This window comes from Salicola sp. AFF1 (assembly GCF_056783195.1).
The window spans coordinates 128,264-143,894 of record NZ_JBXAYL010000001.1 but is presented as its reverse complement, the minus strand read 5'-3'; the positions used below and the strand labels follow the sequence as shown (position 1 = coordinate 143,894).

Below are 15,631 nucleotides of genomic sequence, written 5' to 3'. Positions count from 1 at the left end.
ATGTTCCCACTCGCCAAAGCCCCTGAGCCCATCTGACCCCCGCCGCTGTCATCCGCCCGTCACACCCATCTGCTATCCATCACCGCAGTTCATGAACGTCCCAGCACCACGGTGACCCGACCTTGCTCCGAACCCTCAAACTGCACTCCCTCAAATGGCTTTGCGTGGCCCTCTATCTGCCCGCGTCGCTAGTGTCCGCGTCCCTTCTGGGCGAGCCCCGGGGGTGGGCCCATATCGACTGGCTGGACGTTTTCGGCGAAGGCGGCGGGGCGTTGCTGGTGCTCGCGTGGGCGCTGCTGATTCTTGGAAGCCGGCCGGCGGGCCGCGTCAGCAACTGGCTCTTTGTGGGGCTGGGCCTGATCTTTGTTGCACTCTGGCAGGACTGCCTGGATGAATTCCTGCTGATACCGGATGTCCAGCTCTGGGACACTTGGCTGGAAAACCTGCCCATGCCGATCGGCATGGTGCTCCTGACGCTTGGACTGATCCGCTGGTACCAGGAGCAGCGCATCCTGATGAGCCAGCTCAGTAACCGCGAGCGGTTCATGCGTGAACACCGGAACGTGGATCCGGTCACCCGGCTGGCCTCGGCGGCCTACCTGCATCAACAGCTCGAGATGGAACTGAAACGGGCCCGTCGTGATTGCGTGCCGGTGTCGCTCATCATGCTGGACCTGGACGATTTTGACCGCATCAACCGGCGCTACGGCGTCCAGGAAGGGGACCGGATGCTCCAGTCCGTGACCGAACTCCTGCTACTGAGCCTGCGGGACGGTGATCTTCTTTGCCATTACGGCGGGGACCGTTTCGCGATCATGCTGCCACACACCGGCGAAGCGATGGCGAACCTGATCACGCGGGAATTGATTGCCTCAGTGCGCCACTTCGCCTATCGCACCAGCCGCGAAGGCGAGCGCGCCCCCATCACCGCCAGCGCGGGCGTTGCCCTGGCGCTCAGCGCCTCGCCGTCGGAACTGATGAACCGCGCCAACCAGGCGCTGCTGCGCGCCAAAGAACAAGGAGCCGATGGTTGTGAATCCGCCGCATAAGGCCGCTGCGAGGCTGGATGAATGGCGGGCACCGGACGAACGCCATTTGCCGGCCCATCACCAGCCCGCCCTGCTCATTGAACTGGCACGGGACCGTGGCATTCCCGACCACCGGCTGCTCCGTCACACCGGCCTCTTCCCGGCCGACATACTAACCGGCAAGGCCATGATTTCGGACCAGCAATTCCGGCGCCTGGTAGGAAACGTCCAGCAACAGGGCCCGGCCCAGGAACTGGCCCTGCTCTGGGGGCGCCAGCTGCTGCCCGGCCACTATGGCGCCCTGAGTCCGCTCCTTCAGCACTCTCCCAACCTCGAGCAGGCGCTGCAAGGCATCCACGAGCACCGCCACCACCTGTGCCCACTGCTTGTTCCCCGATGGTGGCGCAATGACCCATGGGCCTACCTGTTCTGGATCAATGCCGGTGCCGGACGGGTCGCGCCCTTCCTGTCCCTGGCCATGATGGCCGCCATTTATGGGCTAGCCCGCCACCGCTCAGGACACCCCCCGGAGTGGCACTTTTTCTTCTCTCAGGGAACCCCCGCCAACACCGCTGTTCATGAGGTGAATCTTGGGCAGCGGCTTCATTTCAAGGCCGGCATCGACCTGCTCATCCTGCCCGTGGAAGACCTGACCAGCGCCTGGACGGACAGCTCGCGAACACTGTTCAGCGTTGCCAGTCACCAGCTTGCGGAGAGCCAAGCCACCACCCCGGCGCCCGCAACCCTGCCGGAAGTGGTCTATCACCTTCTGATGCGCCACGCCGAAACGCCCCTGGACCTGAGCGCCACCGCCCAGGCAATGGGCATGACCCCCTCCTCGCTCAAACGCCGACTCCGGGCCTGGGACACTCATTTCCAGGCCTTGCAGGACGAGGTTCGCTTTCACTACAGCCTGTACCTGTCCCAAATCCTGGGCCTGGGAACGGATGCCATCGCCGAGCGCCTCAGCAATGGGGACAAAGCCAACTTCCGTCGCAGTTTCCGGCGCTGGACGGGCCTGACGCCCGCCCACTTCCAAACGCAGTTACTGCCCTGAGGCTCAGATAACGCCCAGGATGCCGCTCAACTCATAAGTGCGGCCATCGCCGGGCTGGCCAGACTGCCCCCGCTGTGAGCTGAAATAAAGGCGATCGCCATCCGGTGAAAAGGCGGGCCCGCAGATCTCGCTGTCCCGGTGGCCCACGAAATCCACCACAGGCATCGCCACCATGTCCGGCCCCAGAACCACCAGGCGCATTTCGGGACCGTCCTCAGCCACGACCACCTCGCCGCGACCGGAGACGGTGACGTTATCCACATCCGCAATGGACGGATCCAGCGAGCCGCGCCGACGGTCGTACACCACCTGCAGGCGGTTGCGGGCGGGATCCAGCCACCAGACCCGGTTGTCCCCCTTGGTCGCGAAGAAGATGCGGCCCTGGTGGTACCAGATGCCTTCCCCGCCATCGAAGCGGGTAGGCTCGCGCAACTGCCTGCGCGTCGGCGTATCCCCCTCAAACAACGGGTCTGGAACCGGCTCCCACCGAACCCCTGTGTCACCCTGTAACGGGTCCGCGTCAGCCACAAGCCCTTCGAGACGGCCGCTGGCGAGCCCGGGGCGTCCCCCTTCACGCCAGTCATCCGGCGTAAACCGGTACAGCAGCCCATCCGGTTCATCCTCGGTCAGGAACAGGTAACCATTGACGGGGTCCACTGCCACCGCCTCGTGCTTGAAGGTTCCCAGGGCCGGACGCACCTCGGCGGGCTGCTCCCCGAATGGGTCGCACTCGACAACCTGGCCGTGCTCGTATTCCTCGCAAGATAGCCAGGTCCGCCAGGGTGTGGGCCCGCCCGCGCAGTTGGAGTGTGTGCCGGCGCAGATCCCATAGGCGGCAACCACCGAACCATCCCGACTGAAGCGCAGAGCCCCAACGCCTCCTTGCCCCGGCTCACGCACCTCGCTGTTGGAGACATAGATCCAGCCCCTGTCTTCCGTCTCAAAGGTCGCGCCACCATCGGGCAGGGGATGCCAGGGGTAGTCACCGCCCGAGACCGGCGCGGCGCCACTGCGGGCAACCTCACGGATACGGGTCCCGGTGGGGATCCAGACCTCGGTGTCGCCCACCGTCACGCGGGTGCGCCGGCGTGCCGCCTCAGCCAGGCGTGCGGGTTCCAATGGGCTGTCCGCCGCTGTCGCCCTGGGGGCACCGCACCCCCATAGGCCGATGCCCCCCGCGAGAATACCAGCGCTTACAAGCGACTGTTGCAGAAAGCGGCGGCGCTGCGGATGCTGCGTCTGATACGTATCCCCTTGCCTGTTCGCCATAGCTCACTCCTCTGTGGTGAATACTGGGATACCCTGCGACAGTTTCGTTACGCAGCGATGACGCCCCCGGAATCCCCTTGAGCCCGTATGACCCCTGATTGAGTCTCACCCCGGATTCACCGATAATGGCGCCTCTTCATTAAACACCGCAAAGCCCAAACGCACACCAGGCCACTGTTCCCCATGAAAGACCGCATCGCCGAACTGCTCCAGCACGCTGTTGAAACCCTCACCGCCGACGGCATCATCCCTGCGGAATCCACGCCCAGTGTGGAGGTGGAACCGGCCCGTGACCGTAACCACGGGGATTTCGCCAGCAACGTTGCGCTCAAGGCCGCCAAACCCGCGGGCATGAAGCCGCGCGAACTGGCGGACCGGGTGGTGGCGGCACTGCCCGATGACAGCGCCATCAGAAAGGTGGAAATCGCTGGCCCCGGCTTCATTAATCTCTTCATCAGCCGTGCCAGCCAGTTCGACGTTCTGCGCACCATCCGCGAAGAAGGCAGGGCCTACGGACGCCAGGACCTGGGCCAGGGCAAGTCGGTGCAGGTGGAGTTCGTCTCCGCCAACCCCACCGGTCCGCTGCACGTGGGCCACGGCCGTGGCGCCGCCTATGGGGCCAGTGTTTCCGATCTGCTGGAGGCCGTGGGCTACAACGTGCACCGGGAATATTACGTGAATGACGCAGGCCGGCAGATGAGCATCCTCGCGCTCAGCGTCTGGTTGCGGTACCTGGAACAGGGCGGCGAATCCTTCACCTTCCCTTCCAATGGTTATCGCGGTGACTACATCCTGCCCATCGCCCGCCAGCTGCGGGCCGATGAGGGGGAGAGCCTGCAACACCCGGCGGCAAGCGTCTTCAGCGGCGTTCCAGCTGACGAACCCGAGGGTGGCGACAAGGAAACCCACATTGATGGCCTGGTCCAGAGCGCCCGCACACACATTGGAGAGGAAGCTTTCGCCCGGGTGTTCGACCTGGCGCTCAATGCCATCCTAACGGACATCCAGCAGGATCTGGCCGGCTTTGGCATCCAGTTCGACGAGTGGTTTTCCGAACGCAGCCTGCGCCCGGAGATTGAGAGCGCCCTGCAGCGCCTGGAGCGTAACGGCCACCTGTACGAGGCCAATGGCGCCACCTGGTTCCGCGCCACCACCTTTGGCGACGACAAGGACCGCGTGGTGCGCCGGGACAACGGCGAAACCACCTACTTCGCCTCGGACATCGCCTATCACCTGAACAAGTTCGAGCGCGGCTTTGACAAGGTCATCAACGTCTGGGGCGCGGACCATCATGGCTACATGGCCCGGGTACGCGGCGCCATGGAAGCACTCGGGGTGGACCCAGGCCGCCTGGACATCCAGCTTGTGCAGTTCGCCATCCTGTACCGGGGCAGCGAGCGGCTGTCCATGTCTACCCGCAGCGGTTCCTTCGTCACCCTGCGCGAACTGCGCGACGAAGTGGGCAAGGATGCGGCCCGGTTTTTCTATGTAACGCGCAAGGCCGAACAGCACATGGACTTTGACCTGGAGCTGGCCAAGTCCGAAAGCAAGGACAACCCGGTCTACTACATCCAGTACGCCCATGCCCGTGTCTGCAGCATGCTGGAAAAAATGCGCAACCAGGGTCTGGACACCACCGTCAGTCTGGAGCCGGAGACCCTGGAACACCTGGAGCTGGAAGAAGAAAAGGACATTGCCGCCATGATGGCGCGTTACCCGGAGACCCTGGGCCGGGCCGCGGAAGCGCTGGAACCCCACCAGCTCACCCATTACCTGCGGGACCTGGCGGGCCATTTCCACAGCTACTACAACGCTCACAAAGTTCTGGTGGACGACGATGCGTTGCGCCAGGCCCGGGTCGCCCTCTCGCTGGCGGTTCAGCAGGTACTGGCCAACGGTCTTGAGCTGCTTGGCGTTAACGCGCCGGAATCCATGTAAAGGGAGCCATAATGGCGAGCAAGCAAAAGACCACCTCCCTTCGATGGCTGATTCCGGTGGCGCTGCTTTCAGGGTTCGCGAGCTTTCTTGTCTACCTGGATTCGCTGGAACCCGAAAGCACCACCGACCAGGCTGGTACGCAGTCCCCATCGGAGCCGGAGCCGGCACCAGCTCCGGAAAACGAAAACAGCGACAAAAAACCGGATTTCCAGTTCTACGAGATGCTTCCGGACTCCGAGGTGGCCACGCCGGATATCGAAGCATACGAACCGGAACAACCCGAAAGTGAACGCAACCTCGAATACATCCTCCAGGCCGGCTCCTTCCGCAGCCAGGAAGACGCCGAACGCCAGCGCGCCCAGGTGGGATTCCAGGGCCTGCGGGCCCGCATTACCGAGGTCAGTGTGGATGACGGCGGCGTCTGGTACCGCGTCATGGTCGGCCCCTTTGACTCCCGCAGCCGCATGAACGAAGCCATGGACCGACTGGTCGAGATCAACATCCAACCTCTGATCCGCAAGCGCGAGGCCAAAGGCAACGGCTGACCGTTGCCCCGGAGCCCCCTTGAAAAGGCAATACCGCGCCCCCATCTCGAAACAGATTCCACAACCCGGCAACCACGGGAGCACGCATGACAACCATTCTCTCAGTACGCCGTGATGGCGAAGTCGCTATGGGCGGCGACGGTCAGGTCTCGCTCGGCAATACCGTCATGAAGGGCAATGCCCGGAAAATACGGCGGCTGTACAACGGCCGTGTCCTGGCCGGCTTCGCGGGCGGGACGGCGGACGCCTTCACCCTGTTCGAACGCTTTGAAGCCCAGCTCGACAAACACCAGGGTAACCTCACGCGCGCCGCCGTGGAGCTGGCCAAGGACTGGCGCACGGACCGGGCCCTGAGGCGGCTTGAGGCCATGCTCGCCGTAGCGGACGCGGAAACCTCACTGATCATCACCGGCAACGGCGACGTGGTCGAGCCCGAAGAGAGCCTGATCGCCATGGGCTCCGGTGGCCCGTACGCCCAGGCGGCCGCCAGGGCCATGCTCGAGAACACCGAGCTCTCGGCGCATGAGATCACCGAGAAAGGCCTGGACATCGCCGCCGACATCTGTGTCTACACCAACCATAACCGTGCGCTGGAAATCATCGAACCCAGCGACTGACAGGAGATTCCATGGCAGGCATGACCCCCCGGGAAATTGTTGACGAACTCAACCGCCACATCGTCGGCCAGGACGAAGCCAAGCGCTCCGTGGCCATCGCCCTGCGCAACCGCTGGCGGCGCATGCAGGCGGATACCGCGATCCAGGAAGAAATCACCCCCAAGAACATCCTCATGATCGGCCCCACGGGCGTGGGCAAGACCGAGATCGCCCGGCGTCTGGCCAAACTGGCGGAAGCGCCCTTCATCAAGGTTGAAGCCACCAAGTTCACCGAGGTGGGCTATGTGGGCCGTGATGTTGAGTCCATCATCCGCGACCTGACCGAAAACGCCCTGTCGCTGCTGCGCGAGAAAGAGATGGCCCGGGTCCGGGATCGCGCCATGGACGCCGCGGAAGACCGGATCCTGGATGCCCTGCTGCGCCCGCCGAGGGACCAGGATGACGACGACCAGGCGGACAACAGCAACGCCACCCGCCAGATGTTCCGCAAGAAACTGCGCGAAGGCGAGCTGGATGATAAGGAAATCGATATTGAAGTCAGTGCCCAGAGCGGTGGCGTCGAGATCATGACCCCGCCGGGCATGGAGGAAATGACCAGCCAGCTCCAGAACCTGTTCTCCAGCATGGGCAACGACAAGCGCAAGACCCAGCGGATGCGCGTGGCGGATGCCTTTGAGCAGGTGCGCGAGGAAGAAGCTGCTCAGCTGATCAACGAGGAAGAGATCAAGCAGCGGGCCATCCAGGTGGTGGAACAGAACGGCATCGTCTTCCTGGACGAACTGGATAAGGTCGCCAAGAAGAGTGATTCACAGGGCTCCTCGGACGTTTCCCGTGAAGGCGTCCAACGCGACCTGCTGCCGCTGATCGAAGGCAGTACCGTCAGCACCAAGTACGGCATGGTCAACACGGATCACATCCTGTTCATCGCCTCCGGTGCTTTCCACCTGACCAAGCCCTCGGACCTCATCCCGGAACTGCAGGGGCGGCTGCCCATCCGCGTGGAGCTCAAGGCCCTGACACCAAGCGATTTCAAGCGGATCCTGACCGAACCCCGCGCGTCGCTGGTGGCCCAGTATGAAGCCCTGATGAGCGCGGAAGGCGTTGAACTGACCTTTACCGAGGAAGCGCTGGACCGCCTTGCGGAGATCGCCTGGAAGGTCAATGAAAGCACCGAAAATATTGGCGCGCGGCGGCTGCACACCGTGATGGAGAAGTTGCTGGACGACATCTCGTTCGATGCGGGTGACCGGATCACCAACACCTTTGAAGTCACGGCAGCCTATGTGGATGAGCAGCTGGGCGAGCTGGCCGAAGACCAGGACCTGAGCCGCTACATCCTGTAAGGCTCAGCCCGGTCTCGTGGCCGTCACAGCATCTGCCGGGCGCTGTTGATCAGCCCCGAGACCTGCTCCACGCCGGAGCCAAAGCGGCTCCGGCGCTTACCTTCCCTGGCAACAAAAACCGGCAGCATCTCGCCATAGAGGCTGGTGCTGATGGTACGCTGTTCGTCCGCCAGAATGTCCCGGTTGAGCTTGATGCCATGGGGCGCCAGCTGGCTTTCCAGCTCGTCCGCCCGCTGCAGCAGGTCACGCCGCGTCATCTGGTAGGCGTGCTCGCAGACCATACGCCGGGACTGGAAACTGAACACATTCGAAAAGAACAGCTTGGCGTCATCACGTTCCGGCTGGAACAGCACAATGTCGGAATCCGGATACTGCTCGGCGTACTGAGCAATGCCCGCCTCCATGCGCGAATAGACCATGGTCCGGAACGTCTGACCCAGAATGTTGGGCATCCCCGAGTCCGTCAGTGCCCCGGCGTTCATCGTCCCCGCGCGCACCGCGGCGCTGGCGTCAATGGGCACCAGCGGATTAACGGCCAGCACCAGATCCGCCCCATCCTCCAGAGCAACGGAGGCATGCAACCCCTTGCGCAGCGTGCCATCCACATAGAAGCGGCCGTCGATCTCCACCGGAAGGTAGACCCCGGGCGAGGCAATGCTGGCCTGAACAGCCCGCGAAATGGGCACATGATCAAAGCCGGGCGCGCCCAACCGCACTGCCTCACTGCTTTCCAGATCGGCGGCAATGATGTAGAGCCGGTGGCGAAGCTGGCGGAAATCGTTGGTCCGGCCAAGCATGCTGAAGGCACGGCGCAGATACTCATGCAGGCCTGTGTTATCAAACAGCCCTGCTGGCGCCACCTGCGCCAGGACCGTCAGAGCATCCAGAAGACTCTGGTCATAGGGGTTGCTGGCAAAACGCCCCAGAGCTTCGCGAAGCAGGCCCGGAACCGCCATGGCCCGGCGCACATACTCCCGGAACGCAGGCCGGTAGAATACTTCCGGGTGGAAGGGGTGCACGTCGGCCTCGTTCTTGACGAAGATACGACACAACTGTGCGGTCGTCATCTGGTTGGCCAGGTTGGCCGCCACGAAGGAGCCGGCACTGACGCCAACATAGACATAGAGGTCATTGAAATCAACGCCTTCCAACGCCTCATCCAGGGCACGGAGTGCCCCGATTTCATAGATGCCGCCAAGCGGACCGCCCCCGCCCAGAGCCAAGCCGATCCGCCGCCCTTGCGGGCGCTCAGAAGAACTGCGCGACCGTGTCTCCATGAATTACCCCTCAATCCGAGTAGCTCCCCCGAGACTAACGACGTCTTCTAGAGTACACATACTAGAAACGGGGAAGACAGTTAACCGCCAATCACTCCTGTGAAGCCGCCAGCTCCCGCGCGCCGGAGCCACTGCGCTCAGGACGGATGAACCGGCCCACCCCGGCCTTACGCAGCGCGAGCTCCACACAGCTTCGGATCACATGGGGCGAATCCAGGGCCAGCACCTCCGCCAGCAGCCCCCGTGCCATGGCCATATCGATGCCGCGGATCACGGACTTGATCCGTGGCAGGTTGGAGGCGTTCATGGAAAGGGCGTCATACCCCATGGCCAGCAACAGGATCGCCCCGCCCGGGTCACCGGCCAGTTCACCACAGATGCTGACGGGCTTGCCCACATCATGGCAGTCCTGGGCCACCTGGCACAGCGCCTGGAGCACCGCCGGGTGATAGGAATGGTAAAGGCTGGCAACGCGCGGATTGTTGCGATCCACCGCCAGCAGATACTGGGTCAGGTCGTTCGATCCCACGGACACGAAATCCACCCGGGCCGCGATCTCCCGCACCTGGTACACCGCCGCCGGGATCTCGATCATGACCCCCACCTGCGGCATCGCCAGCTGGTAGCCCTCATCACGCACCTCGTGCCAGGCCCGATAGATCAGGTGCTGGGCCTCCTCAATCTCGGCCACGTTGCTGATCATCGGCAGCATGATGCGCAGGTTGTCCAGCCCCTCACTGGCCTTGATCATCGCCCGGATCTGGACGAGGAACACTTCCGGATGATCCAGGGTCACCCGGATACCGCGCCACCCCAGGAAGGGATTCTCCTCCACGATCGGGAAGTAGGTCAGCGCCTTGTCACCCCCGATGTCGAGGGTCCGCATGGTCACCTCCGCCGGGGCGAAGGCCTCAAGCTGCTCGCGATAATAGGCTTTCTGCTCCTGCTCCGATGGGAACCGCTCGTTGATCATGAACGGCACCTCGGTGCGGTACAGGCCAATCCCCTCCGCGCCGTGGCTGAGCGACCGCACCACGTCCGTGATCAGCCCCGTATTCACAAACAGCGGAATCCGGTGGCCATCCAGGGTTTCACAGGGCTTGTCACGCAGCTCTTCCAGCCCCCTGACCAGTTCCTGCTCTTCCTCAATGATGGACTCGAAGAACGCCTTGAGATCCGTGGATGGCGAAGCGAAGATCTGGCCCTCGTAGCCATCAACAATCAGTTCCCGGCCATCCAGCTGCGCCACCGGAATATCCACCAGGCCCATCACAGTGGGCACCCCCATGGCACGAGCGAGAATGGCTACGTGGGAGTTGCCCGAACCGCGCACCGATACCAGGCCCACCAGCTGCCCCTGGGGCACTTCCCCCAGCATGGCCGGGGTGAGCTCATCGCTCACCAGGATCGTCTGTTCCGGGTACTCCGGCGTTGTGGACTCTCCCTCCTGCAGATGGGAGAGCAAGCGGCGCCCCAGATCCCGAATATCCACCGCCCGTTCGCGCAGATAATGATCGCCCATCATCTCGAAGTGACGGACGTACTGGTTCACCACCGCCTTGAGGGCACTCTGGGCCCAAAGGCCCTCGCGGATGCGGGTCTCCACCTCACCGGGCAACGCATGGTCGTGGAGCATGCGCAGATAGACCTCAAACAGCGCCTGTTCTTCCGGCCTCAATTGCGGGGCAAGACGTTCGCCCACCTGTTCCACGTCTTCACGCACCGACGCCACGGCAACGCGGAAGCGTTCAATCTCCACCTCCACATCCTCACAGCGCTTGTCGGGCACCGAATCCAGGTCCGCGGGCGGGAACACCACCACACCCGCGCCAATCGCCACCCCCTGGGCGCCGGCCACGCCACTGAACGCCACATCCCGGGCCTGGTCCCCGCTGACCGAGAACCCACCAATGGCCCCGGTGGCCTCACTGTGAGCGATGACACCCGCCAATTGCGCCGAGATGGTAACCAGGAAGGCTTCCTCGCCCTCATCAAAGCGCCGGGTATTCTGGGTCTCCTGAACCACGATCACACCCAGGACCCGCCGGTGGTGGATAATGGGGACGCCCAGGAAGGAACCAAACCGCTCCTCCCCCGTTTCCGGGAAATAACGGTTGCGCGGATGCTTCTGGGCATCCTCAAGGTTGATCGGTTCCTCACGCGCACCCACCAGGCCCACCAGCCCTTCCGAGGGCGCAATACGGACCTGGCCGACGGCCGACTTGTAGAGACCCTCGGTGGCCTTGAGCACGTAACAGCCGGATTTGCTGTCGTAAAGGTAAACCGAGCAGACCTCGGTCTGCATGGCGGCCTGAACACGCGCCGCTATGGTGTCCAGGGCATCCTGCAGATTATTGATCCCATTCAGTTCCTGGACGATACTGCGAAGCGTGCTGAGCATTGTGGTCATAATCGGTCAGCTTTCCTGGCGGGCCGGCGGTTGCCCCTTTGACTGTAACCTGAATACCCCGGGCGCCAGCTCCCTCAGCGCCTTGCGATAGACTTCGCGCTTGAACGATACCACCTGCCCAAGCGGGTACCAGTAGCTGACCCACTGCCAGCCATCGAATTCAGGTTTATGGCTGCGATCAACCCTCACCCGTGCATCGGGTGACAGCATTTCAAGAAGGAACCATTTCTGTTTCTGGCCGATGCACACCGGGCGTGAATCCCTTCGGACCATGCGCCGGGGCAGGCGATACCGCAGCCATCCCCGGGTTGTGGTGATGATCCGGACATCCGATGATTCCAGGCCGATCTCCTCCATCAGTTCGCGATAGAGGGCCTGCTCCGGTGTTTCATCCTCATTGATGCCTCCCTGTGGAAACTGCCAGGCGTCCTGGCCGATGCGCCTGGCCCAGAGCAACTCCCCCCGGTGGTTCGCCAGCATGATTCCGACATTCGGTCTGAATCCGTCGGAGTCAATCACGGCAACACCCCTGTTTGTTATTCATCTTCTACGTGTAAGTTAGTGTCATTTTTCCAGAATTGATAGCCCCTCGGCAAACGGCACAACCGCCCCACCCACCAACAGGTCCCCCATGCTCCTGCGCGGATGGCCGATTGTGATATCCTTGCCCGGAATTTCCGTCGGAGCCCACAGAGCCGTGACATTAGCCATCTTTGACCTGGACAACACCCTCCTCAATGGTGACAGCGACCACGCCTGGGGCCAGTTCCTGATCGACAACGGCATGGTGGACGGGGAACGCTACCGGCAACGCAACGACGAGTTCTATCGGGATTACGAAGCCGGCCGACTGGACATTGAAGCGTTCCTGGCCTTTGCCCTGGAGCCACTGGCAAGCCACACGCTGGCCACCCTGAACCAGCTCCGGGAACGGTTCATGCAGGAGCGGGTGGAGTCCATGATTGAACCCGCCGCCGAAGCGCTGATCAACCGCCACCGCGAGCGTGGCGAGACCCTGTTGATCATCACCGCCACCAACCGTTTCGTAACCGAACCCATTGCCGAACGCCTGGGGATTGAGCACCTGATTGCCACCGAGCCGGAAGTTGACAATGGCGCCTTCACCGGGCGGGTAGCCGGCACGCCCTGCTTCCGGGATGGCAAGATCACGCGCCTTGAGGAATGGCTGCTGAGCCGTTCTGAAACCCTGGACGGTGCCCACTTCTACAGCGATTCCCGTAACGACCTGCCACTTCTGGAGACCGTTCCCTATCCCGTGGCGACCAATCCGGATCCGGCCCTGCGGGATGTCGCCCAGCACCGGGGCTGGCCCATTATGGAGCTGCAAGGCACCTGACTAGGCGCTCGGCGGAAGCAGCTCTGGCCGGCGGCCTGAACAAACCGTTACAGCCCAGGCACGCCACCTGGGTTAGGATGTGGCCATTACAGGCCAGGAACACGGAGCCGCTATGCCCGCGGAACTGACCGACGAACAGATCCACAACGTCCTTCAGGGCATCCGGATCCCGCCGCAGCCCCAGATCATGGTGGACCTGCAGATGGAGCAGGCGATGCCGGACCCGGACATTGACCAGATCGCCAAGCTGATCCGCCAGGATGTCTCCCTTTCCGGGATGATGCTCAAGTTCGTCAACTCCCCCTTTCTCCAGCACAGCAACCAGATCTCGTCCATTGAGCAGGCCGTCTCGCTTCTGGGTCCGACCACGGTCATCAACATCATCAACGGCCTGAGCATCAAGGGCGAGATGTCCGATCAGGCTATCAGGGCGATGACGCGGTTCTGGGACACGGCCACGGATATCGCCCAGGTGTCCGCCCATGTGGCCCGGGCCATCGGGGCCAAGAACCCGGATGAATCCTACGCGATCGGGCTGTTCCACAACGCCGGCATTCCGCTGATGATGGAGCGCTTCCCCGACTACAACGACGTCATGATGGAGAGCTACGCGCGCTCCGAACCGCGGCTGATTGATGTGGAAAACCGGATACTGAACACCAACCACGCCGTGGTCGGCTATTACGTGGCCCGCTCCTGGAACCTGCCAGCACACCTGTGCGAGGTCATCGCGGAACACCACAACGTACAGCAGGTCTTTGCCCAGACCGGGACGCGAGCCCAGGAACGCAAGACCCTTCTGGCCATCCTCAAGATTGCGGAGCACATCTGTGGCAACTTCTCAATCCTGGGCCAGCAGGAGCAGGACTATGAATGGCAGCGCCTGGAGAACGACGTACTGATCCACACGGGGCTGACGCAGTACGACCTTGAGGAAATGGTACAAAGCTTCCGGGATATGGGGATTGCGGTCTACTGCAACTATTAACACGATCGTTAAAACTTGACCCCCTGCGCCGGATTGCATAGGGTCCTCTGCAGTATCAGTCAAATCAGGGCTCTATCCCATGCACTTGAATGAAGTTCAACTCAGGAATTTCCGGAACAAAGCTAAACTTAATGTTGAACTTGGCACCCGACTTACCCTTTTGGTAGGGGAAAATGGAACCGGCAAAACCGCCGTTCTGGATGGGATCGCTATTGCCCTAGGTGAGATCTCCAGCCACCTACCGAACATATCTGGCATTACATTTAATAAACAAGGTGATATACACCAAAAAAACAACCAATTGGCTGCGTATGCGCGGGTCAGTGTTTCCACTCCGTCAAGGTTGGAGTGGGACCGCACTCTGCGACGTGATCAAAGCCAGAAAACACTAGCAGAGATCCCTAAAGGATGTGGGACACAGCTCCTTCACCGTTATCTTGATGAAAATGTCATTGATCCTTATAATGAAAACCAATCCTTCACCTTGCCTGTTTACGCTTACTACAGCGTAAGCCGCGCTCTACTGGACCCTCCACTAAGACGCCGTAATTTCCAAGAGGCGCACAACCGCTTTGAAGCATTGCATGATGCACTGGGGGCACACAGCAGCTTCCGTTCGGCATTTATCTGGTTTTATAACAAAGAAAATGAAGAACACCGCTTGCAGCGGGATCTCAAGGATTTCAATGCCAGCCTTCCTGAGTTAGATGCCGTTAGACGTGCTATTACTAGCTGCTTCCCAGATCTCGAGGATCCCCAAATTGCACTCAACCCTTTACGGTTCATGGTTCGACAGCGCGGCGAATGGCTCAATATTGTCGAACTGAGTGACGGCTACAAGACGCTTTTGGGACTGGTTCTTGACCTGAGTGTCCGGATGGCAACGGCCAACCCACATCTGAAGGACCCACTTCACGCAAAGGCTTTGGTTATGATTGATGAAGTAGATCTTCACCTACATCCCGCGTGGCAAAGAACTGTCATCGGAGATTTGCTCAAAACCTTCCCCAGCACCCAGTTCGTCATGACAACCCACAGCCCGTACGTCGTTGAAACGGTTAATAACCACCTGAAGCGACACCAGATCCCCAACATGGCCATTGACGACCCGGAAATCCGGTCATTGCTGCCTTTATCATCCGCCGAAATTCGCGCTTATAGAGCCACCCTGGAAGGCATGGAAGACTTATTGGATCGGGATTCAGAACTACTTCAAGACAGTCTTTTAACGGAGTTCAATACCGTAAACGAACTCTACGATCGGATGCGTGACATTGAGTGGGACACGAGCCAGCCATGAATCTTGACCCATTTCAAGACTGTGTGTGCGGACGCATGGGAAACGTGCACACGATGTGCCTAGATGATAGAACACTTGAAGAAAACGGGAAAAGAGTGCGGCTCACCCCCAGAAATGGTGAGAGCGCCAAAACGATTGTTATTGATGGGGGCGCTCTAAATGACAATTTTCCCAAGTGTGATGGCCTGTTTTTACTACAGGGACACAACTGCAAATGGGCTGTCCTTGTCGAACTCAAGGGGACGAGCGACATCCCCCATGCATTTGAACAACTTGCTTATGTCCGCGACCACCGCCCCCAATATAGGACGTTATGCAACGCTCTCGGCAATGCCCCAGGTAATCAACCGGTTCGCAAAAAATACATCATCGTCTCCAATGGTCAGCTTGACCGCCCGAAGCAAGAGAGGCTTGAAAGAGAGCACGGAATCCGAGTGCAAATGGTTTTGGACCGGGCCCCAAATGCTCCTATACCAGAGTTGCGTGATAAACTGCGATAGCA

Annotated in this window: 14 protein-coding genes; 10 read left to right on the top strand and 4 right to left on the bottom strand. The window is 61.3% G+C overall.

Translation table 11 applies throughout. The features are described from left to right. Positions 1-122: 122 nt before the first annotated feature. Both AC1RQI_RS00740 and AC1RQI_RS00735 read left to right on the top strand, forming a co-directional pair. Positions 123-1,049: a GGDEF domain-containing protein gene (locus tag AC1RQI_RS00740; protein WP_481903256.1), complete on the top strand. Its 927-nt coding sequence runs from the start codon at positions 123-125 to the stop codon at positions 1,047-1,049. Beyond that, positions 1,033-2,085, top strand: coding sequence for an AraC family transcriptional regulator (locus tag AC1RQI_RS00735; protein WP_481903255.1), 1,053 nt, complete (start codon positions 1,033-1,035; stop codon positions 2,083-2,085). Before AC1RQI_RS00740 ends, AC1RQI_RS00735 begins: the two co-directional genes overlap by 17 nt. A gap of 3 nt (positions 2,086-2,088) precedes the next feature. Here the strand turns inward: AC1RQI_RS00735 and AC1RQI_RS00730 are convergent, their stop codons facing one another. Next, positions 2,089-3,354 (bottom strand): alkaline phosphatase PhoX, encoded by a 1,266-nt coding sequence (locus AC1RQI_RS00730; protein ID WP_481903254.1) that lies wholly within the window; start codon positions 3,352-3,354, stop codon positions 2,089-2,091. A gap of 183 nt (positions 3,355-3,537) precedes the next feature. Here AC1RQI_RS00730 and argS point away from each other — a divergent pair, with 183 nt between their 5' ends. The 4 genes from argS to hslU all read left to right on the top strand — a co-directional run bounded on the left by argS (position 3,538) and on the right by hslU (position 7,797). Beyond that, the gene (argS, locus tag AC1RQI_RS00725; protein ID WP_481903253.1) at positions 3,538-5,292 is read left to right on the top strand and encodes an arginine--tRNA ligase; all 1,755 of its coding nucleotides are present in this window, start codon (positions 3,538-3,540) and stop codon (positions 5,290-5,292) included. 11 nt (positions 5,293-5,303) lie between these two features. Continuing rightward, positions 5,304-5,837, top strand: coding sequence for an SPOR domain-containing protein (locus tag AC1RQI_RS00720; RefSeq protein ID WP_481903252.1), 534 nt, complete (start codon positions 5,304-5,306; stop codon positions 5,835-5,837). Between the two features lie 86 nt (positions 5,838-5,923). Further along, entirely contained in the window at positions 5,924-6,454 is a 531-nt protein-coding gene (hslV, locus tag AC1RQI_RS00715; RefSeq protein ID WP_416633647.1) for an ATP-dependent protease subunit HslV, read from the top strand. A gap of 11 nt (positions 6,455-6,465) precedes the next feature. Next, a complete protein-coding gene (gene hslU / locus AC1RQI_RS00710; RefSeq protein WP_481903251.1) occupies positions 6,466-7,797 on the top strand; it encodes an ATP-dependent protease ATPase subunit HslU in 1,332 nt (443 codons plus the stop codon). Between the two features lie 23 nt (positions 7,798-7,820). Here the strand turns inward: hslU and AC1RQI_RS00705 are convergent, their stop codons facing one another. From AC1RQI_RS00705 to rppH, 3 genes are all read right to left on the bottom strand, one after another. Then, entirely contained in the window at positions 7,821-9,074 is a 1,254-nt protein-coding gene (locus tag AC1RQI_RS00705; RefSeq protein WP_481903250.1) for a patatin-like phospholipase family protein, read from the bottom strand. Positions 9,075-9,165: 91 nt separating this feature from the next. Continuing rightward, positions 9,166-11,475 carry a phosphoenolpyruvate--protein phosphotransferase gene (ptsP, locus tag AC1RQI_RS00700; protein WP_481903361.1) on the bottom strand — a complete coding sequence of 770 codons (2,310 nt, stop codon included), beginning with the start codon at positions 11,473-11,475 and terminating at the stop codon, positions 9,166-9,168. A 15-nt stretch (positions 11,476-11,490) separates the two neighbouring features. Beyond that, positions 11,491-12,003, bottom strand: coding sequence for an RNA pyrophosphohydrolase (gene rppH / locus AC1RQI_RS00695; RefSeq protein WP_416633644.1), 513 nt, complete (start codon positions 12,001-12,003; stop codon positions 11,491-11,493). A 178-nt stretch (positions 12,004-12,181) separates the two neighbouring features. On the opposite strand from rppH, the gene AC1RQI_RS00690 reads away from it, so the two are divergent. From AC1RQI_RS00690 to AC1RQI_RS00675, 4 genes are all read left to right on the top strand, one after another. Beyond that, complete coding sequence (locus AC1RQI_RS00690; RefSeq protein WP_481903249.1) at positions 12,182-12,841, top strand: histidinol-phosphatase; 660 nt, start codon at positions 12,182-12,184, stop codon at positions 12,839-12,841. Positions 12,842-12,953: 112 nt separating this feature from the next. Then, positions 12,954-13,829 (top strand): HDOD domain-containing protein, encoded by an 876-nt coding sequence (locus AC1RQI_RS00685; RefSeq protein WP_416633642.1) that lies wholly within the window; start codon positions 12,954-12,956, stop codon positions 13,827-13,829. A gap of 79 nt (positions 13,830-13,908) precedes the next feature. Continuing rightward, positions 13,909-15,129 carry an AAA family ATPase gene (locus AC1RQI_RS00680; RefSeq protein WP_481903248.1) on the top strand — a complete coding sequence of 407 codons (1,221 nt, stop codon included), beginning with the start codon at positions 13,909-13,911 and terminating at the stop codon, positions 15,127-15,129. Continuing rightward, on the top strand, positions 15,126-15,629 hold the full coding sequence (locus AC1RQI_RS00675) for a hypothetical protein (protein ID WP_481903247.1): 504 nt from the start codon (positions 15,126-15,128) through the stop codon (positions 15,627-15,629). Before AC1RQI_RS00680 ends, AC1RQI_RS00675 begins: the two co-directional genes overlap by 4 nt. Positions 15,630-15,631: the final 2 nt, after the last annotated feature.